The organism is Paenibacillus sp. FSL H7-0331 (assembly GCF_001956045.1).
Genome location: NZ_MRTH01000029.1, coordinates 70889 through 96349, shown reverse-complemented (window position 1 = coordinate 96349; position 25461 = coordinate 70889). Strand labels below are relative to the sequence as shown.

Here is a 25461-nt window from a genome sequence, read left to right as displayed (position 1 = left end):
GGATGCTGTATGTTTTTATAGCGATGTTCACCTTCTCCGTGTCCGTCATTATTATGCGTAAGCTGACGGAGCGAATGGGGGCGTTTACCGCTACCGTGTATTCGACGGTTATCGGCTCGAGCTTGGTCATACCAGTAGCACTGATCAAAGAACCGCTTCATCAGGTGAGCCCGCATCTGTGGGCTTGGGTGCTGTTGTTTGCAACAGGCATTGTGATGCAGGGTGTTTGCTCGGTCATTTGGAATATCCAGTTAACGCGGGTAGGGGCGGGCAAGGCATCGGTGTTTTTGAATTTACAACCGTTTGTCGCAATGCTTGTGGGATTCCTGCTCCTTGGCACTGCGGTGTCTATCGTCCAGGTCGTCGGTGCGCTGCTCATTGTGGGTGGAGTGGTGATGGCGACACTGCAAAGAAGGGTTAAGATTGATGGTGTCGGCAGGACGAGGGCTAAACCGGATTCTGTAAACAAGCTGATGTAGTGTAATAATTAACGGGAAAACAGGAGAAAACATAACTTCATGGTGGGAGTGAGTTCCTTGAATCGGTTGATTCGATCCATCCAGCCCAGCTCGCTAAAGTATCGCCTATTCTTTGCGTTCCTGCTTCTCATCATTTTGCCTTTTTTCGCTTTGCAGGTAAGGAACCATACACAGGTTGAACGCTTGTATGAATATCGGATCAGTGAGCAAAGCCAAAATCAGCTGGATCAAATGAAGCAATCCTTCGAACAGATCAAGAGCCAAATGCTGTTAGCCGCCCTGCAGTTGGAGAAGGAATCTACAGTCCAAACTGCACTGAAGAAAGAAACGGATCCCGGAGCGATGTTCCCTTCTCAGTCGGGAATTATAGCTCCTGCCGGGTCGGGTAAAGAGGACGGTATCGTGGAGATTCTAACGGTATTCAAAAACAGGATGCTCCCGGTCGGTGAGCATCTCCACTATTCGCTCACCGACCTGCGCGGACATCTCTATGTTTCCTATGAACCGAAATCGAATGCGACCTATGGAACCTTTATGGAACAGCCTGCAGTGAAGAATCTGCTAGCGGGTCAGGAGCCGTATGCCTGGGTTACCGATGCAACTAATGATATGCAAACGAATGCTTATGAAAGCTCTCCGCTTATATCACTATATATGGTGTTGAAGGATGAGGACAATCATGCCGTAGGCTTACTGCGTGTTGGCTTTGCTTATCAGGGATGGCTGAAAAAGAATATGAGCAACTTCCTGATCCAACAGGACTATTACATTTTGAATGAAACCGGCCGGGTTGTATACGAGAGCAGACCTGACGGCATGCTTCCGGAGGATATCGGAGCTATCGTGAAGCGACAGAAGGATAGCCTCGGCCGGAAGTACGAGGTGCATGAAGCCACTTCGTCGATAATTAACAGCAGCTATATCGGCTCTATGAATTGGTATTTGATCGCCCAGTTTCCGCTCGAGGTATTCTTCGGGGATATTCGTTCTATGAACCAGCAATTTTTCATAACCTTCGGGTTGTTTACACTGCTTTTTATCATCATTACTTTTTTTATCCTATCCACAATAACCAGGCCGCTTATGCTGTTGAAGAAGAAGATGTCCGAAATCATTGTGAAAAATTTCCTGACCTCCATTCCAACCGACAATTATAAAGGAGAGATTCTGGAAATTGCTGTAACGTTCAACAATATGGCCAAGGATTTGACCCAACTCGTGGACAGATTGAAGGTAGAGGAACGTCAAAAGGAAGCGATCCGGTTTCAAATGCTGCTGCAGCAGATGAATCCTCATTTTCTATTAAATACCCTCAATACGATCAAGTGGAATGTTTTGTCCAAAGGAGATCAAGCTAGCGCGGATATTTGTATCTCACTAGGCAAGCTGCTGGAGACAAGCTTAAACTCGGAAGCGGATCTAATTCATTTGCATGACGAATTGGAATTGATTGAGGCTTATGCCGCCATCCAAAATTTCCGTTATGACCAAAGGTTCGAGGTCCGTTACGAATATGAGGATTCCCTGCGTTATGCTTTGGTACCTAAGCTATCGCTTCAACCTCTGGTAGAAAATGCGATACAACATGGCTTGGCAAAAATGAAAACGGGAGGGTGCATTCTGATACGGATCTATACGCATGTAAATAACCGTTTAATTCTGGAGGTCGAGGACAACGGAGCCGGTTTGTCCTACAAGCCTTCTGCCGATCCCCTAAGAAAGAGAAGTCGGATAGGTTTGAAAAACCTGAAGGAAAGGCTGCAGCTTTTGTTCAGAACCGCCGCTGATTTGGAGTTGATCGAATTAGATAGGGGAACATTGGCTCGTATGAGCCTCCCGCTTCTCATTTCGCCGCCCTATGAACATGGAGGACATACACATGTGGAAGACCATAATCGTTGAGGACGAGCCCTTCGTTAGAAGGACGATTGTCCAATTGGTGGACTGGCGAGCCATGGGCTTTGAAATTGTCGGGGAAGCGGATGATGGGGAGATGGCGTTAGAGCAAATAAAGGCGCATCAACCTGATTTAGTCATCACCGACATCCTGATGCCAGGGATTAACGGCATCGAGCTGCTGCGTCGCGCGAAGGATGAAGGCTTCGAAGGCGCATTTGTCATGTTGACCTGCATGAATGAATTTGAATATGCACGGCAAGCGTTGGAATATGGGGCAAGTGGCTATGTGCTGAAGCTGTCTATGAGTCAGGAGTCCATAAGCATCACCTTGGACAAAGTTAAAGCGGAATTATCGCGAAAAGAACGGCAGCGATCAGACGTAACCTTTAACCAAGCCTATAATGAGGCTTGGCATGCTTTTACGTCTCATGGAGGCGAGTTGCAGAGCTTCGATTGGAAGCGGACGCCTGTTTGGGGAGACCGCATGTACCGCTATTTATGTATTTGCTCAATACTTCACGGCAGCCGGGTATTTGACCAAGCGCCGTATACGGATTGGTTTGGGATGATGAAGGACTCGATCCCGTCTGTACACTCGTTTACTTATTATGGGGTAACGACTGTTTTCTGTTGGAGTGATAGTCCGCTAAAGCTGCAGATGCTTAAAGGCATATTGCCGCAAGGACCGGCGATTTGTTCCGGATTTGTCCCTGCTGAGCAATTCCCGGCCGTTTGGTTTGATGTGCTTCGTCAGTTGAATTCGCACTGGTACAAGGGTCGTCCAGGACTTTACTGGCTTAACCCCGCGACCTTGATGCAGCCTGATTCGTCTCCATTCAACTGGAAGCAAGAAATGGAGCTGTATCATCATCTGGAAGAAGGGAAAATAACAGCAGCCTTGAAGCTGCTTCGTGAAGCTTGGACCGAAATGGAGCAAAAGCAGCCGCATTGGGTGAAGGTCAAAGAAATCGTTAGCCGTTTGGCTAATTGGCTCCAACGACAATACCCTTCCATACCGAAGGAAGCCCTGCGGCAAATGGCTGATAACGCCGGGCATGAGGAACTGCTTACGGTTGTGACCGACACCATTCAATTGCATTTGAAGGATCAGGCTAAGCGTAATCTTAGCCTAACGGACCATCCGGAGGTTAATGAGGCTATCCGTTATATTCACGAGCATTACGAAGAGAACGTGACGCTGAAGATAGTAGCTCAAGAGATCAACATGGATGAGAAGTATGTAAGCGGATTGTTTGCCAAAAAAGTAGGAGAGCCGATGATACAATATTTGCAGCGCGTCCGGGTGGATAAAGCGAAGCAGCTGCTGACGAAAACAGGATTGACGGTGAACGAAATCGGCGAGCGGGTCGGCTTCGTGAACGCCAATTATTTCTATAAAATTTTTAAACGCAGGTCTGGGCTGACGCCGAACGATTACCGGAACCTGTATGGCGGCGAAGGCCAGACTGAAGAATAGGAGGAAGCCCAATATTCCGGTGACGGATATTGGGCTTTTTTTTCTTGTACGGAATAAGTGGATTTTGTTCACTCTTTAAGAGGAGTTTGTTCATTATCGGAAAGCGATTGCACTGGTAATGTATGAAGTAGGTATTCCATCTTAAGGAGGTCGGGAATCATGAAACCCACTACAATCAGATCTGCGCCAACGATGTCCGCCTTGTCTCTACGGCTTCTACACCATGTTAAACGGCTGATGAGATTTAAAGCGCTCTATCTGATGATGCTGCCCGGCGTCGTTTACTATATCGTGTACCGGTATATTCCGATGTACGGTGTCGTCATCGCGTTTAAAGATTTTAACATTTTGGAAGGGATTCTGAGTAGCCCATGGGCTGACCCTTGGTACAAGCATTTTAAACAATTTTACGAATCGCCTTATTTTGCCGAACTGCTAGGCAATACTGTTTTAATCAGTATCTATAAGCTGGTCTTTGGCATCGTTCCGCCAATTCTGCTCGCGCTGCTGCTGAACGAGTGCCGGACATACTGGTTCAAAACATTGATCCAAACCTTAAGCTACATGCCGCATTTCCTTTCGTGGATTATCATTTACGGAATTTCGCTGGTGCTCTTCTCGGAGAGCTCCGGTCTCATTAATTATTGGATTGTTAACAACGGAGGTAGCGCGATTCCGTTCATGACCTCCACAGAGTGGTTTCGAAGCCTTCTGGTTGGATCGGAAATTTGGCAGAATCTAGGATGGGGGGCGATTATTTATTTGGCTGCAATGACCGGCATAGATCCGACGCTGTATGAGGCGGCGCGTGTCGATGGAGCTTCCCGCCTACGAATGATTTGGCATATTACTTTACCAGGTATTCGGCATGTAATTATTATGCTGTTGATACTAAAACTTGGCCATGTCATGGATGCAGGGTTTGAACAGATCTATATTTTTTACAATATTCACGTTTATCCGGTAGCGGATATTCTGGATACATGGGTATTCCGGACAGGCTTGGAACAGCTCAATTTCAGCCTGGCTTCTGCGGTGGGATTGTTTAAATCGGCGATTGGACTTGTGCTTGTGCTTGGTTCGAACTGGCTCGCCAAAAAATGGGGGCAAGGCATATGGTAAGAGGCACAGAAGACAAACTGTTTAATACTTTCATTTATATCATCTTGGGCCTTGTGGGTCTGGCGGCCGTCGTCCCTCTACTCTACGTAGTTTCCGTTTCTCTTACTCCGTATGGTGAAGTACTCCGAAACGGAGGCTACGTGCTGATCCCTAAAGCAGTCACCTTCCAGGCCTATATGAAGATACTGAGCGCCTCTGATATTTGGAGCTCATTCCGAGTTACGTTGTTCATTACCTTTGTCGGTACAGCTATTAGCTTGATTGTCACGATGCTGCTGGCCTATCCGCTCAGTCGTAAAGGGCTACCGTACCGCAAATGGTTTCTATTTATGATTGTATTAACGCTATTATTTAGCGGTGGTATCATACCTACCTATTTGATTGTCAAAAATACGGGGCTGCTGGACACCGTATGGGCGCTGATTCTTCCGAATGCGATCTGGAGCTTTAATGTGCTGATCATGAAAAGCTTCTTCGAGAATTTACCGGAAGAACTATTCGAATCAGCAAGGATTGATGGGGCAGGTGAATTCCGGATTCTTTGGCAGCTTGTTGTTCCATTGTCAATGCCTTCAATTATAACCATAGGATTATTTTATGCAGTTGGCCAATGGAACCAATTTTTCCAAGCTATTATGTATGTGACAGACCGCACGCTATTTCCACTGCAGGTGGTGGTCAGAGAAATGCTGATGCTTTCCCAGCAAGCGATGGAAAATTCGGAAAATATGGTGCCGACGGTTACAATGCAGATGAGTGCTGTTGTGGTGGCCAGCCTGCCTATTATACTCGTGTATCCGTTCCTGCAAAAGCATCTCACCAAAGGCATGCTGCTAGGCTCAATCAAAGGCTGAATCCTTGGTAGGGTATCACGGGATTCTTAATCCCTTTCATATCAATCAACTCATTCATAGACGAAAGCAGGGGTAAGTATGAAAATGAAATTTTGGAACGCTTCAACAGGCATGTTCCTGGTGGTATCCTGCCTGTTGGCGGGCTGCTCAGGTGGAAGCCAGCCAGCTAAGGAAGGTGCTGCGGATGCGAAGAGTAAGGAGCCTGTGAAAATCAGCATGAGCTTAGAAGGAGCCGGTCTGCCGTCGCCTCAGGAGGACTGGATCAAAAAAGAACTCGATAAACGGTTGAACACCGATATTTCCGTAACCACGATTCAGGGTATGAATGACTATATGAATCAAATGAAAATACGCTCGGCGGCGGGGAATATGCCGGATTTGATGATGGTAGATCTGGCAACCCTCAATGACTTCGCCCAGAAGGGTTTGCTGCTGGATTTGACCCCCCATATGGACACAGATTTGAAGCAGGCCAAAGATTTTATGGGAGTTAACCTGCTGAAAAAGGGGATGGTTAACGGGAAAAATTATGCGATTACCCGAATTGCCGATGTACCGTTCTCTTCCTATTGGATTCGTCAGGACTGGCTTACTGCCTTGAATTTGAAAAAACCGACGACGTTGGAGGAGCTATATGCGGTCGGCAAAGCTTTTACCGAACAAGATCCCGATGGCAATGGCAAAAAGGATACTTATGGCTTTACGGGAGTGGAATTCAACACATTTGCTCCGATTCTTGGAAGCTATGGGTTGGGATTGCCCGGCAGCAGCTACGTGAAGGACAACAAGCTTTTTAATGCCTACTACGACCCGAACATGCCGGCCGCATTGGAATATTTGAAAAAGCTTGTTACAGAAAATTTGGTCGAACCGCAATTTATGACCAATAAAGGCACGATGGCACGTGACCAAGCGATTCAAGGAAAAGCGGGCATTGTTTTCGCGGGCTGGACGGAGATAGGCAAGCAGGAGTTCATTGATCAATATAAAACAGTCAACCCGAAGGCAGACTGGGTACAGATGGAATCCCCTAAAGGTCCGAGTGGACAATTTGATTCCGCTTACGATATGGAGAAGCCTTCCAGATTACTTGTCATTCCCAAATCGGTCGATAAAAATCCGGAGAAATTGAAAAAGATTTTTGAATTACTGAATTACGTATCAGGAAAAGAAGGCAACCGGCTTGTCATGTACGGCATAGAAGGCAGGCATTATACCGTAAACGGGGATAAAATAGAATTGACTGAGGCGATGGCTAAAGAAGGTAATTATTTCCATTTATATCAGATGACAGGTCGCCCTAATGAGGAATATTTGAAAGTTAAGTTTCCGAAGGAGGAAGCCTATATGAAGTTCGCATTGAAGCTGCCGCGTTTGAACAACATCGACAGTTCCATTATCCCTCCAGCTGGCTACAATGCCACGGATGCAGATCGCTACGGCAAGGAGGAAATTGTGAAGTTTATATATAATAAGCGTCCGTTAAGCGAATATCCGGCTTTTCTGAAAACGATGGAGGACACCTTCAAATACAAATTGCTGATGGATGAGGCGCAAAAACGTGCTAAAGAGCTGGAGTTTATCAAATAAGTAGGCTTGCTCATATGGTTTGAGGCGTGCTTCTAAAGGATTACAAAAAAATGGAGATGGAGTGTGGAATCATGACAAATTATACATTTCAAAAGGATGTAAGTGTCTACGACAGCGCGGATATTTTGGTGGTGGGTGGAGGACCCGCTGGGGTGGCTGCAGCGATTTCGGCTGCCCGCTTAGGCAAAAAAACGATCCTGCTTGAACATACGGGACAACTGGGCGGAATGGGGACATTAGGCAATGTGAGTGTTTTTATGGGTGTCGGCAATGTGGTTGGGATTTACAGGGAGATCATTGCAGAAACGATGCCGGACCGGCTCCCCAAAACCCATACGGAATCCATCAAGCCGCAATTCGATCCTTTTATCATTCGTCATTATTTAAACCAGAAGCTGGCAAAGGAAGGCGTGAACGTATTGTATCATGCCAGCTTTGTAGGGGTAATCAAGAAGGACGGATTAGTCAGCGGCGTTGTAGTGAATACGCGGGAAGGCTTAATAGCGATTGAAGCAGGAATTGTAATCGACTGCACGGGAGACGCCAGAGTGGTGATCGATGCAGGTGCGCCTTATACAACCGGACGTGATGAAGATGGACTCACGCAGCCAATGACGCTGATGTTCATGATGCGAAACACAGGTAAGCCAGTAAAGCTTTATTTACCGGAGGATGGTTACTATTACGAGCAAATATCTGAGCTTCCGCAGGGGCGGCGATTGTTTTGGGAGCAGGGAGATGAAGGGACTCTGCTGGTGAATATGACGCGTGTCAAAGGTAACGGAGCCAAGATAGAGGATATTAATTATGCAGAGAAAGAAGCGCTGCGCCAGGTGTTCTCGGTAGCTAATTACCTTCAACGCAACGGATTTGAGAATTACGCGTTAACTCACGTTCCAGGCCAGATCGGTGTCAGAGAGACGAATCAAATCAAAGGGCTGTATACCTTGACAGAGGAGGACGTCACCTCCGGCCGACGGTTCGATGATGTCGTAGCACAGACTAACTACGAAATCGACATTCACAGCCCGGACGGTAAAAAAGGCACGGATGAACGCCATGTCAGCGGATACGATATTCCATACCGTTGCCTGGTTCCTCAGGGAGTTTCTCGGCTGTTGGTAGCGGGAAGGTCAATCTCGGCCACGCATGTGGCGATGTCTTCGATGCGGGTGCAGGCGACCTGCTACGCAATGGGGCAAGCGGCAGGCGTAGCCGCGTCTCTAGCACTTGATGATCAATGTGAATTGGCCGATGTAGATATTTCCAAACTACATTCAATACTGAAGGATCAGGATGTTATATTCTTGAAATAATCATGCATGCTGCTGTGCAGTAACACGATGAGATGAAGATGTAAGGGAACGAAGCTGAAGAAATTTCTTCGGCTTTTTGTTTATTTATTAACATACCATTGATTTTGTCATGGATGCAGCGATACAATAATTATAAAATTTTAGATAATTAGGGGGTAACCTAGTGAAGGATCAAGTAGCATTAATTACAGGTTCTGCAACCGGAATAGGTAAAGCCGTCGCACTTCGTCTTGCCAGAGAGGGTGTCCATATAACGATCAATTATTCCAAATCGGACAAGGAAGCCGAAGAAACCCGGCAGGAAATTGAAGCGCTGGGCGTAAAATGTCTGTTATTTAAGGGTACCGTATCGGATGATTCGCTGGTGAGGCAGATGGTGCAGGCCACGATCGATGCTTTCGGGAAACTGGACATATTGGTGAATAATGCCGGAGTGACGGATTTTGTCAGCCATGATGATCTGGAAGGTCTCAAGGAAGAGTATTGGGATCGAGTGATGGATGTTAATGTGAAGGGGATGTTTTTCTGCTCACGTGCTGCATCGGCTGAGTTAAAGAAGAACAGAGGCTGTATCATCAATATCACATCGGTTGCAGGGCTTACTGGGCTTGGCAGCTCCATTGCGTATGCGGCTTCCAAAGCGGCGGCTAACAGTGTGACCAAATCATTGGCACGTGTGATGGCACCTGAAGTGCGTGTGAACAGCATAGCGCCTGGCATTGTGCAGACAAGATGGGTCGAAGGTCAGGAGGAGCATGTGAAGCGCTTGGGTGAAGGAACACCGCTGGGCAGAGTTGCCGCTCCTGAGGACGTGGCTGACGTGGTTTATGCGGTCATCGCGCACTCTCATTTTGTCACCGGTGAAATTATTAAAGTTGATGGCGGTATGTATATCTAGGAGACGGATCTCTTTTGCGTGCTAGTCGTATTTCTCATCGTCAATTCGGCTTCTGTTTTCAAGGATGAACTCTAGTTCGGTCTCGAAATTCAGCAGAAGCGGATCAGGCAGCACTTCGAGGATTTCCTTCACAACTGGTAATCCCATAGCTTCCTCAAGCGTTTGGGGCCGTTGCTCCAGCTCGTCAATCCAATCACGGACAGTCTCGATCCATACATAAAAAGAAGCTTGGAATTGATCTGCCGTTGACTCGGCTTCCTCGCTATCGGACCCAGCCATCGAGTTCCAGTTTCTAATAACGGCAGCTAGTGCTTGCTTAATCTTCTCATTCATAGTGAGTCCTCCTGACATTTACCTGCGTTACACTAAATTATCATAGAGCAGCCTGAATGCAAAGCTAAAGTTCACAGCTTGGCAAGACAGGCTGCTCTTTTCTTATAACATAAGAATTTATAAGTTTTCAGCGGAGCTGAAGGATTCTTATGTTTCAAGAAAACCTACCTCTGAACCGCGGTCGCTCATCTTTGAATGGCCTCGATAGAGGTTTTCTTATGATTTGCTTTTCCACAGACGTTCAATTTGTTCAAGAGATTTACCTTTCGTTTCGGGAACGACTTTAGCACAGAAGATGACCCCTAATAATGAAATCACAGCAAACATCCAAAATGTTGCGGATGTTCCTATACCTTCGATAAGAGAGGGAAAGGTTTGGGAAACAAGATAATCAGCCACCCATAAGCATAGGGATGCGACGGCTGTAGCGCGGCCTCTGATTCGTGTAGGGAAAATTTCCGAAATCATGACCCATACGACCGGACCCAACGAAATGGCAAAAGAGGCGACGTACAGAAGAATGAACAATAAAATCAGGTACCCAGGCACAGTATCGGAATGAAAGCCATAACCGACTATAAACAAGCAGATCGTCATGGAAATGGAGCCGATGAGCAGCAGCAGCCTCCGCCCGACTTTATCAATGAGCCAGAGTGCAATCAAGGTAAACACAAAGTTGACAATGCCCACCCACACCGTTTGGCTTAGAGCGGTATCCGTCCCGGCACCCATTTGCTTGAAAATTTCCGGAGCATAGTACATGATCGCATTAATTCCGGTAATCTGTTGAAGAATGGCCAGAACGACTCCCACCAATAGTGGTATCCGAAGTGCAGGGCGAAACAACTCCCTGAGTGATGCTGTATCGTTGTCCTTCAAGTTCAGAATTTCCTGGAGGTCCGATTTTGCCGCTTCCTTGCCATTCATACGTTCAAGGACCTCCAGTGCGCGAACTTCCTGCTTTTGTTTCATCAGCCAGCGCGGTGTTTCCGGTATTAACATTAGGAGAAGCAAATAAATCACGCCCGGAGCAATGCCAAAACCAAGCATCCAACGCCAGCCATAAGCAATATCCCATGCTTCATCACCGAGTCCCGCAATAGTCGCATTAATAAAAAACGTCACGAATATGCCTGTAACAACGGCGAACTGGTAAATCGATACTAGACGTCCACGGTTTCTGGCTGGTGCGATTTCTGCAATATACAACGGAGACAATGTGGAAGCCATACCAACGCCCAGCCCTCCTATTATTCGGGCTATGATCAATCCGGTTACGCTGTTCGGTATTGCAGAACCAATCGAACCGACTACAAACAGGAAGGCGGACAGCATCAGTATTTTTTTGCGCCCGAATGTATCGCTCAATACTCCTGATAAGGCGGCACCTATCGCAGCCCCGACGATTAAACTTGAAACCATCCATCCCAGCATGCCTGCATGCAAATCGAACCGCTCTTTAATGAAGCCAATCGCGCCAGAAATAACAGCTGTGTCGTATCCAAACAGGAAACCGCCTATGGCCGCGATAATGGAATATAGTGTCGCAAATTGCGGAAAAGATTTACGCTTGGGGTTTGTAGTGGTCAACATCATATCTCCTTTACAATGGAAATGCCTGCAAATTGAAAACAAGAAGTAGTTTATTCTAACCCGTATTTCATCAAAATATTTGTATCTATATGACAAAATAACTGCAATAATCAGCGTTTTTTTATTTATTGTTATACGAACGATCTACTAGGGTAAGAGCTCATAGAGCTGTGTTGCGAAGGGTACTAGATGAATTTAGTACTTTTTTTATGGATCTATTGTAGTAAAATGGAAATCAATCGAATATCACTGAGAAACGGAGGGGAATTCATGGACGAATTTAAAGATCGGATGGTTTCGATCAAAGATAACCAGGCTGCGTTGATGAAGGAGTATCAGGCTTTAATCAATGAATACGAATCTCATGATTTGATTCATGAAAACCAGATGCTTCGTCAGCAATACGAGGATTACAAAAGCCGTTTATCCGAGCTGCAGGAGAAGTACAGGCATAAGGATGAAGAAAATGCCAAACTACGGGTTTCCCTGAACGAGCAAATGCTGGATGAAAAGCTGAGCCTGATCAAAGTGTCCCGTGAAAAGCTCAATACCTATTTCGCTGGCGCCGACCATGCTCATATGAATCGGTTGGCAGCCTTTGAAGCCGAGGCCAAGAAAAATGTCGACAAATTGATGCAGAGGGCCAACACAGAGCTTGGTGAGGAGAAGCAGGAAATCCTCAACAGGATTGTGCAGCTTTCCAGCGAGCTTAATGAGCAAATCACCGCCCATCGCGAGCGGCTGGCTGAGCAGGAGCGGCAGCGACGTCAGGACGTTAAGGGCGGGTTTGACCGCTTGGAGGCTGAAGGGGTCAGCGAAGAGGTAATGCAGAAGCGAATCAAGCAGAACCAGTTTGAAATGAAAATTGGCTTGAACTGGATCAATAAGCTCGGTATTCTGTTAATTATTCTCGGAGTGGGCGCTGCTTTTCGATACACCTATTCCACCTGGTTTAATGACTATATGAAGGGCAGTGTGTTTTTCCTGCTGGGAGCGCTGCTGCTGGTAGGTGGAGAATGGCTGTTTCGCAAGCAAAAGCAAACGTTTGCGCTCGGATTACTGGGCGGCGGGATTTCGATTTTGTATGGCTCGATCTTCTACAGCTATTTTTTACTTCATATTATAGATCTTTACGCCGGATTAACGCTGTCTGTGCTCGTTTCCTTAACGGCCGTGCTCTTATCGCTGCGTTATCAGTCGCAAACGGTATGCGCATTGGGTCTGGTTGGCGGCTTTTTGCCGCTGTTTTCTTACGCTGGAGCGATTGGTTTGGAAGGAAACGCCATCTATGCCGCGATGGGTTATTTGTTCCTGCTGAATCTCGTTATTCTGCTGGTTTCATTCCGTAAGCGGTGGACGATTATCAGCTATATCAGCTTTGCGTTTAATGCCCCCTCCATGATTGCTCTGGTGCTGTACGCACCAAGTGAAGCTGTAGGCATGCTCTACTCCGTGCTGACCTTTGCGATGTACGTGGGTGTCACCTTGGCTTATCCATTTCGATATCAAGCAAAGCTGTCGATCGGAGACGTATGTCTGCTGGCGCTTAATACATTAATCAGCTGTGGCATTCTGTATGGCCTGATGGGCAGAGCTGGATTGCAGGATTACATGGGCTTGCTGGCGCTGATTTTCTGCTTGATCTACATTGGCTTGGGCCGATTTATCGAGAAGGTCATGCATCAGGAAAAAGCTACGATGATGCTGTTCTATGCGACCTCGCTGACGTTCGCCGTCCTGATGATTCCGTTTCAGCTGGGTGTTCAGTGGCTGGCGATGGGCTGGCTTATCGAAGGTGTCATTCTGATCATGTTCGGCCGCATTAACGGTTTGAATAAGCTGGAGGGAGCGGGCTGGGGCATATTCCTGCTGTGTCTGGGTTCCTTTTACTTATGGGATGCGGCACTGCTTGAAGTACTGCTGTCCAAAGGCCGGTATTTTGATATCAAATACAGCTCTGTGATGATCGGCATGCTGCTGGTTATGCTGTTCTATGCTGTTGGTATCCATCGTGGGCAAGGCAACCTTCAAGAACCTTTGCGGTCGGCGCACCCTATCGTCCGTCATGGTTTAACAGGCTTTAAATATTTCACGCTCGCGAATCTGTGGGTATTCCTGTTGATCGAGAGCAATAAGCTGTATGAGCATTGGGTGCCCTATACATGGGTTCAATATGACTTTTACGAGCTGCTTATGGCGGCGATGATCACGATAGGGCTTGCTTATGGGCTGAGTCGAACGGCTATGCTTTATGATAGGATCGTCAAATATTTCAGCTGGTTCCTATACATGATCGGGTATATCTTGTGTCTGGTTATTACAGTAGGAGAACCTGTGCTGCAGCCAAGCTATATGGATAATACGGCAGCCGACTATTTTGCCTTGGTACTGCTAATCGGGTTTCATGTGCTTGTATTTTTCAGTGCACGCGATTTCCTGCTTGCCGCACTTCGTCGCACGTATACCAATTCGGAGCTGTATCCGGTCATACTCGGTGTATATTTGCTCGGGATTACGACCGCGTTCCTTGACGTCCAGCTTCGTTTAGGCGACATCAGCCTGATGTTCAGCTTCCTGTACCTGTTGCTGGCTATCAGCTATATCGTATATGGATTCCGTTACAAATATGTGTATATTCGCAGGCTAGGCCTCGGGTTGACGCTGTTTGCAACTGCCAAGCTGGTCTTCTACGATCTCAGCTTCATGTCGTCCGGAGGCAAGATGGTAGGCTACTTCTGCTTCGGTCTTGTACTGCTAGGTATTTCCTATGGCTATCAAAAGGTTTCGAGTAAGCTGGAGGTGCCGCCTAATGATAACAATCCATCACAGCTGGCTCCCAAAGAGTAGTCTCCTAAGAGTGATGGTCATCACGACTTTGGTGGTCAGCCTGCTGCTCTGCCTCAGCAGCACCGGGTTCGCCGCGGAAGCCGCCAACCCTAGCAATTGGAGGTATGCGAAACCGATAGAGCTGCAGGGGAGCGGTAAATATGGGGCGTTGTTTCTGGATGACGAAGTGTATAAAGGCGCACGTGAGGATCTGGGCGACCTGCGGATTATGGATGATAAGGGACAATTCGTCCCTTATTATGTGGACAGTGGTGCTGCCAAGGCTGTGGATACACAGGTTGTCTATAAATCGAATGTGATCGATACGGTCAAGAAGAATAACGATACCTTGATCGATTTTCGAATTTCTCCGATTGATGCTACCAAGGATATACAAGGCAATGGGGTAGTACTGAGCTTGCCCGAGCAAGCCTTTCTCAAGCATCTGGAGCTTTACGGTAGCTACGACGGCAATCAGTGGGAGCTGCTGCACAAAGATTATGTGTATCGGACCGAGCAATTGGAGAAAAATACAGTGGTGCTCGACAAGACGGTGAAATTCACTTACTATCGTGTAAAGATTATCGATAATGCTGAAAATCTGGCATTCCCGCAGCTGCAGCTGATACACCGTACACGTGCAACGAGCTGGCAGGAATTTGCCAAGACAACCTCGCTGCTCTATGACACGAAGCAGGAACAGGGACAGACGTTATTGCAGGTTCGCAACGATAATCGGCTGCGGATTACGAAGGTGCAGCTGGAAGCGCAAGGAAGCTTTCGACGTTCCTATACGGTACAGACGGCAGATGGGCAGGATGTTCCCATCGAGGGAAAGCGTGAGCTTTATCGTCTTGACTTTAAGGATGTGCAGCTGCAAAATACGACGATAGTCGGGGCTGTGCCGATCACGAATCCAGCATTTACGATCAAAATCAATAATCAGGATAATGCGCCAATCCAGCTCACCGGCTTGAAGGTAGACTATGTGATCGATAAGCTGGTATTCGAGCGTCAAGAGGGACGAACGTACCTGTTGGTGTATGGTAATAGCGGCGCAGGTAAGCCAAGCTATGATATCGCCAGCTTCCGAACACAGATCGAGCAGGAAAATCCGACTCTTGCCAAGCTGGCCGTACAGACCGAAGCCCCTGAGGTAGCTCGTGGAGGGCAAGCGAATTCATCATGGTTCCAGACCAAAGCAGGATTTAATATTATTATTATTGCCGTATCCGTGCTGCTGGCTGTTATACTGGGTATGAAGCTAAGCAGGTCCAAAAGATAGTAGCAATTGCCATAAACCTACACATCGATCAAGGAGGAACAGGGAATTGAGCATTCATATCGAGCAGGTCATTGAAGTTTTGGACAAGGTGAGGGCAAACAATCCGCTTGTTCACAATATTACGAATGTGGTTGTCACCAATTTTACCGCTAATGGGCTGTTGGCTCTTGGAGCTTCCCCGGTTATGGCCTATGCCAAGCAGGAGGTAGCGGATATGGCCAAGATCGCTGGAGCGCTTGTGTTAAATATGGGCACATTGGATAAAAAGGTGATTCGCGCTATGCTCATTGCAGGCAAATCAGCGAATACGCATCAGGTTCCGATAGTTTTCGACCCAGTTGGAGCGGGAGCGACACCTTACCGTACGGAATCTGCTCGGCTGATTATGAAGGAGCTGAAGGTCTCTGTACTCAGAGGTAATGCGGCAGAAGTCGCTAATGTGATCGGGGAAGCATCAACAATCAAAGGTGTAGATGCCGCAGGTTCAGACAACGGGAATGCGGCCGAGCTTGCTGTCCATGCGGCTCGTACTCTGGGCTGTGTCGTTGTTGTGACTGGCAAGGACGATTATGTTAGTGATGGAGAGACCAGTTATAAGGTAAGTAATGGCACACCGCTGCTAACGAAGGTGACAGGCACAGGCTGCCTGTTAAGTTCGATTATTGGCGCTTTTGCTGCGGTTGAGCCGGATCTGGTTCTGGCCTCAGCAGCCGCGCTGGCCTATTATGGAGTTGCTGCAGAAGCAGCAGTCGCCGTGTCCGGTGCGGATCGTCCGGGAGCTTTCCAAATTGAGCTGATTGATGCTTTGCATCGCACAGGTCAAGAGGCGCTGCAGCAGGGCGCTGTGATTCAGCAGCTGGTGTAGCGGGTGAATAACGAAGCGGAAGCGAAGCACGAGCAGTACGAACAACAGCCCTGCCATCATGAATGGTGGGGCTGTTGTTTGTGCGCATCCCGTTTGTGGTAATAATGGATATACAGACATTTCAAGCTGTGCAATCCATAGGGAGGGAATCAGAATGAGAACAATTCAAGTGTTGGTTCTGCTGCTGCTCGTCTTTATTTTCAATTCATCCATTCATACCGTGTACGCAGCCAATGTACCTGAACGCTCGGGAGCGGTGACAGACCCTGCCGGACTGTTTACTGTCGAACAAGTCAAACAATTGCGTGAAACCTTGCAGGATCAAAGCTTTGAGCTGGTTGTTGTTACAGCAAAAGGTTTGGATGAGGAAGCGATTCAGCAATTCGGCAATGATGTGTATAACACATGGAAGCTGGGAGCCAATCAACTGCTGCTTGTTGTCACCGACAAGTCTGGCACGGCCCAGCTGGTTTATGATAATGAACAGATGGCGAAGGCAGTATCGAGAACGGACGCAGGTAATGCGCAAGGGATTATTGATCTTCAATATAAACCGCTGGCGGCAAAAGGAAGCATGATCGAAGGTATCAAGAGTGTCAGCAGCTATGTGAATGGTCTGAATGTGCCGGTTACCAAGGAACCGTCTCCACAGCCTGTCCCGAGTGGGGTAGGGGTGACACCACCCGTTCAGCCTTCGGCCTCAGAAGGGGCTCCTGGATCGGTGACTCCGGTCCCACCAAAAGGAGAAACACCAACAGCACCAGTTACTTCTTCCCCATCGGGTCATGTTGGGGGAACGGGTGCAGCGGACGGGGCGAACCCGAATTCCTCATGGACAGCCTCAATAGTTACCATTATAGTGAGCATACTGATTGTAATCGGTGGTATTGTGTATATGATTATGATGAAACGTTCCCGGAGAACGTAATAAATCATTCTACAAACAGTACAACGATAACCACGCCATGTTCTGATGGGGTGGTTTTTTGTTTTCTATTGAACAGTTATTTATTTAATATATTATCCTCTAATACTGCCGATTTATCCCCGTAAACCTTTGTAATATGAATTTCTCCCCAATTGCACAGTGCGCTTAATATACTGTCCAGACTCCATCCATATTCACTCAGCTCGTATTCAACCTTCGGCGGAATTTGATGATAAATAATTCGCGTAATGACCCCATCATCCTCTAGTTCCCGTAACTGCTGGGTGAGCATTTTTTGTGTAATTTCGGGCATCAGGCGTTTCAATTCACTGGTGCGCTTTTTACCATGAGTTAGATGGCACAGAATGACGCACTTCCATTTCCCACCTATGACTTCCAAAGTCGCTTCGACTGATATATTATATTTTTTTTTCAGCATGGTGATCCTCCTTATTTATAGGTACTAAAAAGTGCCTATAGTACTTATTGGAGCCTATAGAACTTAAAAGTACGTACTTTTAATTATTGTCCATATAGATCATAATAACATTTGTCGACTCGTTACCACAACATCAAACAAGAATAGGAGGTTATGAAATGGTCCTGGATAAAAGAAGAAGCACACTAGCGCTGCTGGCTTTGGCGGTCAGTGCATTTGCGATTGGAACCACCGAATTTATTAGTGTTGGCTTGCTGCCACTCATAGCCGAAGATTTACAGGTATCTATGACAACCGCAGGGTTAACCGTTTCGATATATGCGTTAGGGGTCACCTTTGGGGCTCCGGTATTAACGGCTCTCACCTCTAGTATGTCACGTAAATCGTTATTGTTATGGATTATGGTCGTTTTTATTATAGGTAATGGCATTGCGGTCAGTGCTACCAGTATTGGTGTGTTACTCTCAGCGCGTGTCGTATCCGCGTTGGCCCATGGTATTTTTATGTCGATTGGCGCTACAATTGCTGCTGATTTGGTACCGGAAAACCGCAGAGCCAGCGCGATCGCGATTATGTTCACAGGGCTTACTGTAGCGACGGTGACAGGGGTTCCCTTTGGAACATTCATCGGACAACAATTTGGCTGGCGCTTTGCCTTCCTCATTATTGTTGTCATTGGTATTATAGCCTTGGTGGCTAACAGCATTCTGGTTCCGTCGGATATCAGAAAAGGCGCGCGTACCACCTTGCGTGATCAGGTCAAGCTGGTTACGAATGGTCGGTTGCTGCTTGTCTTTATTATTACGGCACTTGGTTACGGTGGAACATTTGTAGTGTTTACCTATTTGTCTCCATTGCTGCAAGAGATAACCGGTTTTCAGGCAAAAACGGTTGCGATTATTTTGCTTGTCTATGGTATTGCGATAGCTATTGGGAACACGATTGGCGGCAAGCTGGCTAACCGCAATCCGATTCAGGCTTTATTTTATATGTTTCTGGTACAGGCAGTAGTGCTTGTGATCCTGACGTTCACGGCTCCATTTAAGGTAGCGGGTTTAATTACGCTTTTTGTCATGGGACTGTTTGCTTTTATGAACGTGCCGGGACTTCAGGTGTATGTCGTGACGCTGGCCCAACGTTTTGTACCGAGTGCGGTTGATGTGGCTTCTGCTATCAATATCGCCGCGTTTAATGTCGGAATTGCCCTCGGTTCCTTCCTGGGCGGGATGATCGCTGATTCTATTGGACTCATCCATACAGCATGGATAGGCGGAGTGATGGTTTTTGCAGCTATGCTTCTGACAGGGTGGAGCCGCGCTCTGGAACGAAAGGATCAGCAGGTTCAAAAAGCTCAAGCGGCTCAAGCCGTAATCGAATAACACATCATTTAAGCACACAACTCAGTAGATGCTTACGAAGTAAGTTTTCTATCGAAAACTCTTAGGAGGTTTATCCAGATGACGAACAACTTACAGGATACAATTACTTTGCATAACGGTACAGAGATGCCGTGGTTGGGGATTGGAGTATTTAAGGTAGAAGAAGGGCCGGAGCTGGTTCAAGCTGTGCAAACCGCGATTGGGCACGGCTACCGCAGCATAGACACAGCGGCCATTTATGGCAATGAGGCTGGTGTGGGACAAGGCATCCGGGAAGGGATCGAGAAAGCAAGTATTGCCAGAGAAGCGGTATTCGTCACCTCGAAGGTATGGAATGCCGATTTAGGCTATGAAGCAACATTAGCGGCCTATGAAGATAGCCTGAATAAACTCGGTCTGGACTATTTGGATTTATACCTCATTCACTGGCCTGTTCAAGGTAAATATAAAGAGGCATGGAGAGCGCTTGAGACGTTGTACCAAGCAGGACGAGTGAAAGCTATTGGTGTAAGTAATTTCCAGATCCATCATCTGGAAGACCTGATGAAGGATGCAGTCATCAAACCGATGGTGAATCAAGTAGAATACCATCCGCGGTTAACCCAAAAGGAGCTTCAAGCATTTTGCCGACAGCACGATATTCAACTGGCTGCTTGGTCTCCTTTAATGCAAGGGCAGCTGCTGGATGATCCTGATCTTCAGGAGATCGCCACGCGCTACGGTAAATCTGTCGCTCAAATTATTATCAGATGGGACCTGCAAAACGGCGTTGTGACGATCCCCAAATCCACTAAAGAGCATCGGATTGTTGAAAACGCCGCGGTGTTCGATTTTCAATTAACAGATGCCGATATGCAGCGAATAGATGGATTGAATCTCAACCAGCGAGTAGGCCCCGACCCTGACAACTTTGATTTCTAAAAAAGGATACAAGGGCGCCGCTGCGGGGGGCAGGCTCGGAGAATATCCTCCATCCTGCAGCAGCTTCCTTATATAAAAGCACGACTCCAAGTAATAATCCTGAGTAGTTGAGGGTTATTGCTTTTTTTATGTAAGCAGCCTGGATGTGGAACGATGTATTGGGGTAATACCAGCATCGCTGTCACCATATGCAAACGCATGGGTTAAATTGAGAATGTAGGCAAAACCATAAAATGTCTGCTGCCAATAAACAGCGTTGTAACGAGCATTTTCATAGTTCAGTTTTAAATTGTTCAGCAACAAAGGACAATATGGCAAATCTCTCTTGACAATATAGGGTAGGGGGGTATACTATTATTACGTCGACACAAAAAAATAATAATCGGTTACATAAGGAGGAGGAAGAAAATTATGAAAAATCAAGCACAGAATTTACCGCAAGCAGATCCCAAGCGCTGGATGGCGCTGGCCTTATTATGTCTTGCCAATTTTATGGTGATCATGGACACATCCATTATTGGCGTTGCACTGCCAGCCATCAAAGTATCGCTTGGCTATACGCAGGCAAGTTTGCAGTGGGTGTTCAACGCGTATGTCATTTTCTTTGGCGGGTTATTGTTACTCGGTGGTCGATTGTCCGATCTATTTGGTCAGCGGCGCATATTCATGTGGGGATTCACGATTCTAACGTTAGCTTCCTTGCTGGCAGGACTCGCTTGGAACGAGGATGCGCTTAATGTTGGCCGCGCCCTGCAAGGATTTGGTTCCGCATTAATAGCCCCATCCGCGTTAACGATTGTCATGATGCTCTTCGGTGGCAACCCCAAAGAATTAGGGAAAGCATTAGGCTTCTGGGGCGCATCAGCTGCTGCCGGCGGTTCGGCCGGCGTGTTTCTTGGTGGGGTCATTACCGAGTGGCTAAGCTGGCAGTGGACCTTTCTCATTAACATACCCGTTGGTATTATTGCGTTGCTCCTGTCTCCTGGACTTTTGGCCAAGGGAATGCGAAGAAAAGGCAGCATTGACGTGATTGGCTCCATCTTCGTCACAGCGGCCTTGGTGTTGGTGGTATATGGCATTGTTACTGCAGAACACAATGGATGGGGAGCGCCGTCCACGTTGTGGACGCTTATTTCAGGAGTTGTGTTATTTATCCTGTTCCTGATCGTTCAGGCAACTAAAAAAGAGCCGCTTGTTCCACTGAAGATTTTTAAAGCGCCCAATCTGGCTGCAGGCAATATCGCGCTCATTATGCTGGCCGGTGGTTGGATTCCGCTGTGGTATTTCCTCAATCTCTATATGCAGCAGGTGCTAAAGTTTTCTGCTTTCGCTGGCGGAGTCGGCTTACTGCCGATGACGATCCTAATTGCTATCTTCATGATTTTGATTACCGGTAAATTAATCGGAAAATTCGGGATAAAAGCAAACCTGGTCATTGGATTGATTGCACTCGGAGGTTCGATGCTTCTGTTCGCTGGCAATACGCCGGTTGATGGGAACTTCATCGCCAACGTGCTTCCAGCTTCCTTGCTTGGCGCGCTTGGTATGTCGCTTGCCTATATTCCGGCTACGATGTCCGCCATGTCGGGGGTTAAACCCGAAGAAGCAGGGCTTGCATCGGGTCTCGCCAATACGAGCTACCAGATTGGGTCAGCTATCAGTTTGGCCATCATGGTTGCGATTGCGGGTTCAACAACTGCTTCCCAAACCGGTGTTGACCCGGTCGCCGCGCTAAACGAAGGCTTTCAACAAGCGTTTTTGTGGTCCGGTATCGTCGCTTTTGCAGGTGCAGTTCTAGCGTTTCTGTTTATCCGTTCACCTCAGCAGGGTGAGCAAAGCAACACGGCAGCCATGTAATCCATGAATCGAGCTCCAGAGCCAAATCATTGTAGTTGACTGGATCCTATCGATTTAACAAATTTATATTTTCTTTATATAGGGGTGGGGGGGATGTTATCATGATAAGAAAGGAGGGATTCCGATGAGCGAAGAATCGATACTCTTGGAACAAGCGATAGAGCAAAATCCCGGCTTCTGCTCTCATGGAGAAGGTGAGCGCAAGAGCCATCATTCCGATAAAGCCAAGAGTGGTTTGCTCAACCGATTGAATCGAATAGAGGGACAGGTTCGTGGCATTAAAGGCATGATTGAGAAAGATATTTACTGTGACGATGTGTTGAATCAGATCGCTTCGGTGCAAGCTTCTTTGAACGGTGTCGGGAAGCTGCTGCTTGAATATCATATGAAAAGTTGTGTCATGGAACGGATTCAAGAAGGGGATACGGAAGTATTAACGGAATTAATGACGACGATCAATAAACTGATGAAATGAAGGTCGGACCGCTTTCAAGCAGCAGCGATGCTGCTTTTTATATCCTCGTATTTATAGGGTACGGGGGTACTGTAAAAATGTAAATGTCAGGTTCGGGGAGTACAGCGGCAAATGGAACGAAACGACAACTGCGATCAAGTGCTACATCAATTAGCAGCCGTTCACGGTCGTGGGCGGCATGCTAGAAACCATGAACAAATTAATCCGCTAAAGGAGAGAAAGAACATGAGAAAACAAACATTGCAAGTCGAAGGTATGAGCTGCCAGCATTGCGTAATCTCCATTGAAGGCGCGCTGAAGGAAATAGGAGCAGCTGGCAAAGTGAATCTGGCAAGCGGCACGGTGGACGTCGCGTATGAGGAAAATCGGGTTTCCATCGAGGCAGTTAAAGAAGCGATTGAGGAGCAAGGGTACGACGTTGTTTAATCAACCCCAGGCGAGATAAGGAGTGAACACCAATGGCAACAGCAATCGCAGCAAACAATCAAACTACCTTGCAGCTCACGGGCATGACCTGTGTGGTCTGCGCGAATAAGATTGAGAAGGGTCTTGGCAAACTCGAAGGCGTGGCAAGCGCGAACGTAAACTTCGCATTGGAAAAGGCGAGCGTAACGTATGACCCGGCGAAGGTCGATGTCCGGCGGTTGGAGGAAACCATCAAAAAACTTGGCTATGGCACGGCAAAAGAAGTGGTCGATTTCAAATTGGAAGGCATGACGTGCGCGGCTTGCGCGAATAAGATTGAAAAAGGTCTCGGCAAATTGCCCGGCGTTACGGACGCTTCCGTTAACTTTGCGATGGAAACCGCACGGGTCGAATATAACGCGGCGGATGTATCCATCGCTGACATGCAACAGCACGTGGAGAAGCTAGGCTATAAAGCGATTGCGAAGCATGACGCAGCCGATCCTTCGGAGCATCGCGAGAAAGCCATTTCACAACAAAAGCGCAAATTGCTCATCTCAGCCGTACTTTCCTTGCCGCTGCTCTGGTCGATGGTCAGTCATTTCTCGTTCTTATCCTGGATCTGGATGCCGGATCTATTCATGAATCCATGGTTTCAGCTGGCAATGGCAACACCGGTTCAATTTTACATTGGCAAGCAGTTCTACGTGGGCGCCTTCAAAGCGCTGCGGAACAAAAGCGCGAATATGGACGTACTCGTCTCGCTCGGCACATCGGCTGCTTACTTTTACAGCGTATACTTAACGATTGAATGGGCTTCGATGGGCAGTATGGCTCATCACGGTCCCTCAATGTACTACGAAACGAGTGCGGTCCTCATCACCCTAGTCATTCTCGGAAAGCTGTTTGAATCGCTGGCCAAAGGCCGCACATCAGAAGCCATCAAGACGCTGATGGGCCTTCAGGCGAAAACGGCCCTTGTAATTCGGGACGGACAGGAATTGACGATTCCGGTCGAAGACGTGCTTGCTGGCGACATCTTGGTGGTTAAGCCCGGCGAGAAGATCCCGGTGGATGGGGAAGTGCTCGAAGGCAGCTCATCGGTTGATGAATCGATGCTGACCGGCGAGAGCATTCCAGTTGATAAGAAAGCCGGAGATACCGTCATTGGTGCTACAGTCAACAAAAACGGCAGATTGAGATTGAAAGCGACAAAGGTCGGCAAGGAAACTGCGCTTGCCCAAATCATTAAAGTCGTGGAAGAGGCACAGGGCTCGAAAGCACCTATTCAACGGGTAGCAGATGTGATTTCTGGCATCTTCGTGCCCATCGTCGTAGGAATCGCGGTTGCCGCGTTTGTTGTCTGGTACTTCTGGGTTACCCCCGGCGATTTCGCAAATGCACTGGAAAAAGGAATTGCGATCCTAGTCATAGCCTGCCCTTGCGCACTGGGGCTTGCTACACCAACATCGATAATGGCCGGATCGGGCCGCGCCGCAGAGCTTGGCGTATTGTTCAAAGGTGGCGAGCATCTGGAATCTACGCATAAGATCGATGTGATCATTCTCGACAAAACCGGTACCGTAACTAAGGGTAAGCCAGAGCTTACGGATGTTGACGCCTCACATATAGAGGAGCCTGTTTTTCTTCGCTTGGTTGGCGCTGCCGAGAAGGATTCCGAGCATCCGCTTGCGGAAGCGATCGTGGCCGGAATTAGAGCCAAAGGCATCGATCTTCCGGCAACGGAACAATTTGAGGCAATTCCGGGATTTGGGATCCGCGCCGTCGTCGAAGGCAGAGAGGTTCTGGCTGGTACGCGCAAGCTGATGGCGAAATATGAGGTTTCGGTTGAACAGGCGCTTGACCGGATGACGCAACTTGAGGAAGAAGGAAAAACGGCGATGCTGATCGCGGTCGATGGAGCGTATGCAGGTCTCGTCGCGGTGGCTGATACGATCAAAGAAACATCGAAAGAAGCCGTAACGCGGCTGAAAGAAATGGGTATTGAGGTCATCATGATTACGGGAGACAACGAACGCACCGCACTGGCGATTGCGGGGCAAGTCGGCATCGATCATGTCCGCGCTGAAGTGCTTCCGGAAGGCAAGGCGGAAGAAGTGAAGAAGCTGCAGGCGCAGGGCAAGAAGGTGGCGATGGTCGGCGACGGCATCAATGATGCCCCGGCGCTGGCTATGGCAGATATCGGCATGGCGATTGGTACTGGTACGGACGTGGCCATGGAGGCCGCGGACGTCACCCTGATGCGCGGCGACCTGACGAGCATTCCTGATGCGATCTACATGAGCCGCAAAACGATGAGTAATATCCGGCAGAATTTGTTCTGGGCGCTCGGATACAACACGCTCGGCATTCCAATCGCCGCGATTGGACTTCTCGCCCCTTGGGTGGCGGGAGCAGCAATGGCGCTTAGTTCGGTGTCCGTCGTACTTAACGCTTTGCGGCTGCAGCGTGTCAAGGTGCGCTCTGCATCCTCCAACTTATAATGAATCGGAGTTGTAC

21 protein-coding genes and 1 pseudogene are annotated in these 25461 nt (G+C 47.8%); 19 read left to right on the top strand and 3 right to left on the bottom strand.

Annotated elements, in window-relative coordinates:
- The first annotated feature begins 2 nt into the window (after positions 1-2).
- The 8 genes from BK127_RS45035 (at position 3) to BK127_RS30285 (ending at position 9635) form a co-directional block, all read left to right on the top strand.
- On the top strand, positions 3-479 hold the full coding sequence (locus BK127_RS45035) for a DMT family transporter (RefSeq protein ID WP_256711511.1): 477 nt from the start codon (positions 3-5) through the stop codon (positions 477-479).
- Positions 480-518: 39 nt separating this feature from the next.
- Positions 519-2381 carry a cache domain-containing sensor histidine kinase gene (locus BK127_RS30315; RefSeq protein ID WP_076235846.1) on the top strand — a complete coding sequence of 621 codons (1863 nt, stop codon included), beginning with the start codon at positions 519-521 and terminating at the stop codon, positions 2379-2381.
- A complete protein-coding gene (locus BK127_RS30310; RefSeq protein WP_076235845.1) occupies positions 2359-3855 on the top strand; it encodes a response regulator in 1497 nt (498 codons plus the stop codon). Before BK127_RS30315 ends, BK127_RS30310 begins: the two co-directional genes overlap by 23 nt.
- Before the next feature lie 192 nt (positions 3856-4047).
- Positions 4048-4977 carry an ABC transporter permease gene (locus BK127_RS30305; protein ID WP_076235863.1) on the top strand — a complete coding sequence of 310 codons (930 nt, stop codon included), beginning with the start codon at positions 4048-4050 and terminating at the stop codon, positions 4975-4977.
- Positions 4971-5831: a carbohydrate ABC transporter permease gene (locus BK127_RS30300; protein WP_076235844.1), complete on the top strand. Its 861-nt coding sequence runs from the start codon at positions 4971-4973 to the stop codon at positions 5829-5831. The genes BK127_RS30305 and BK127_RS30300 overlap by 7 nt, the downstream gene beginning before the upstream one ends.
- A 78-nt stretch (positions 5832-5909) precedes the next feature.
- Complete coding sequence (locus BK127_RS30295; RefSeq protein ID WP_076235843.1) at positions 5910-7421, top strand: extracellular solute-binding protein; 1512 nt, start codon at positions 5910-5912, stop codon at positions 7419-7421.
- Positions 7422-7492: 71 nt separating this feature from the next.
- Positions 7493-8737 carry an FAD-dependent oxidoreductase gene (locus BK127_RS30290; RefSeq protein WP_076235842.1) on the top strand — a complete coding sequence of 415 codons (1245 nt, stop codon included), beginning with the start codon at positions 7493-7495 and terminating at the stop codon, positions 8735-8737.
- A gap of 163 nt (positions 8738-8900) precedes the next feature.
- The gene (locus tag BK127_RS30285; RefSeq protein ID WP_076235841.1) at positions 8901-9635 is read left to right on the top strand and encodes an SDR family NAD(P)-dependent oxidoreductase; all 735 of its coding nucleotides are present in this window, start codon (positions 8901-8903) and stop codon (positions 9633-9635) included.
- Positions 9636-9656: 21 nt separating this feature from the next.
- On the opposite strand, the gene BK127_RS30280 is transcribed toward BK127_RS30285, so the two are convergent.
- On the bottom strand, positions 9657-9968 hold the full coding sequence (locus BK127_RS30280) for a hypothetical protein (protein WP_076235840.1): 312 nt from the start codon (positions 9966-9968) through the stop codon (positions 9657-9659).
- A 216-nt stretch (positions 9969-10184) separates the two neighbouring features.
- Positions 10185-11558, bottom strand: coding sequence for a sugar porter family MFS transporter (locus BK127_RS30275; protein ID WP_256711510.1), 1374 nt, complete (start codon positions 11556-11558; stop codon positions 10185-10187).
- A 273-nt stretch (positions 11559-11831) separates the two neighbouring features.
- On the opposite strand from BK127_RS30275, the gene BK127_RS30270 reads away from it, so the two are divergent.
- The 4 genes from BK127_RS30270 to BK127_RS30255 all read left to right on the top strand — a co-directional run bounded on the left by BK127_RS30270 (position 11832) and on the right by BK127_RS30255 (position 17465).
- Complete coding sequence (locus tag BK127_RS30270) at positions 11832-14408, top strand: DUF2339 domain-containing protein (RefSeq protein ID WP_076235838.1); 2577 nt, start codon at positions 11832-11834, stop codon at positions 14406-14408.
- On the top strand, positions 14371-15672 hold the full coding sequence (locus BK127_RS30265; protein ID WP_144026605.1) for a DUF3999 domain-containing protein: 1302 nt from the start codon (positions 14371-14373) through the stop codon (positions 15670-15672). The genes BK127_RS30270 and BK127_RS30265 overlap by 38 nt, the downstream gene beginning before the upstream one ends.
- A gap of 52 nt (positions 15673-15724) precedes the next feature.
- Positions 15725-16537: a hydroxyethylthiazole kinase gene (gene thiM / locus BK127_RS30260; RefSeq protein ID WP_076235862.1), complete on the top strand. Its 813-nt coding sequence runs from the start codon at positions 15725-15727 to the stop codon at positions 16535-16537.
- 154 nt (positions 16538-16691) lie between these two features.
- The gene (locus BK127_RS30255) at positions 16692-17465 is read left to right on the top strand and encodes a TPM domain-containing protein (protein WP_076235836.1); all 774 of its coding nucleotides are present in this window, start codon (positions 16692-16694) and stop codon (positions 17463-17465) included.
- Between the two features lie 76 nt (positions 17466-17541).
- Here the strand turns inward: BK127_RS30255 and BK127_RS30250 are convergent, their stop codons facing one another.
- Positions 17542-17904: a winged helix-turn-helix transcriptional regulator gene (locus BK127_RS30250; RefSeq protein WP_076235835.1), complete on the bottom strand. Its 363-nt coding sequence runs from the start codon at positions 17902-17904 to the stop codon at positions 17542-17544.
- A 158-nt stretch (positions 17905-18062) separates the two neighbouring features.
- On the opposite strand from BK127_RS30250, the gene BK127_RS30245 reads away from it, so the two are divergent.
- From BK127_RS30245 to BK127_RS30220, 7 genes and pseudogenes are all read left to right on the top strand, one after another.
- A complete protein-coding gene (locus BK127_RS30245) occupies positions 18063-19283 on the top strand; it encodes an MFS transporter (protein ID WP_076235834.1) in 1221 nt (406 codons plus the stop codon).
- Positions 19284-19361: 78 nt separating this feature from the next.
- Complete coding sequence (locus tag BK127_RS30240) at positions 19362-20204, top strand: aldo/keto reductase (protein WP_076235833.1); 843 nt, start codon at positions 19362-19364, stop codon at positions 20202-20204.
- Between the two features lie 411 nt (positions 20205-20615).
- Entirely contained in the window at positions 20616-22061 is a 1446-nt protein-coding gene (locus BK127_RS30235; protein WP_076235832.1) for an MFS transporter, read from the top strand.
- Positions 22062-22185: 124 nt separating this feature from the next.
- Positions 22186-22536 (top strand): metal-sensitive transcriptional regulator, encoded by a 351-nt coding sequence (locus BK127_RS30230; RefSeq protein ID WP_083689711.1) that lies wholly within the window; start codon positions 22186-22188, stop codon positions 22534-22536.
- 99 nt (positions 22537-22635) lie between these two features.
- Positions 22636-22692 (top strand): annotated as a pseudogene (locus tag BK127_RS45790) (hypothetical protein); the annotation flags it as partial.
- A 69-nt stretch (positions 22693-22761) separates the two neighbouring features.
- Positions 22762-22962: a copper ion binding protein gene (locus tag BK127_RS45030; RefSeq protein WP_076235831.1), complete on the top strand. Its 201-nt coding sequence runs from the start codon at positions 22762-22764 to the stop codon at positions 22960-22962.
- Between the two features lie 32 nt (positions 22963-22994).
- A complete protein-coding gene (locus tag BK127_RS30220) occupies positions 22995-25445 on the top strand; it encodes a heavy metal translocating P-type ATPase (protein ID WP_076235830.1) in 2451 nt (816 codons plus the stop codon).
- The last annotated feature ends 16 nt before the right edge of the window (positions 25446-25461 follow it).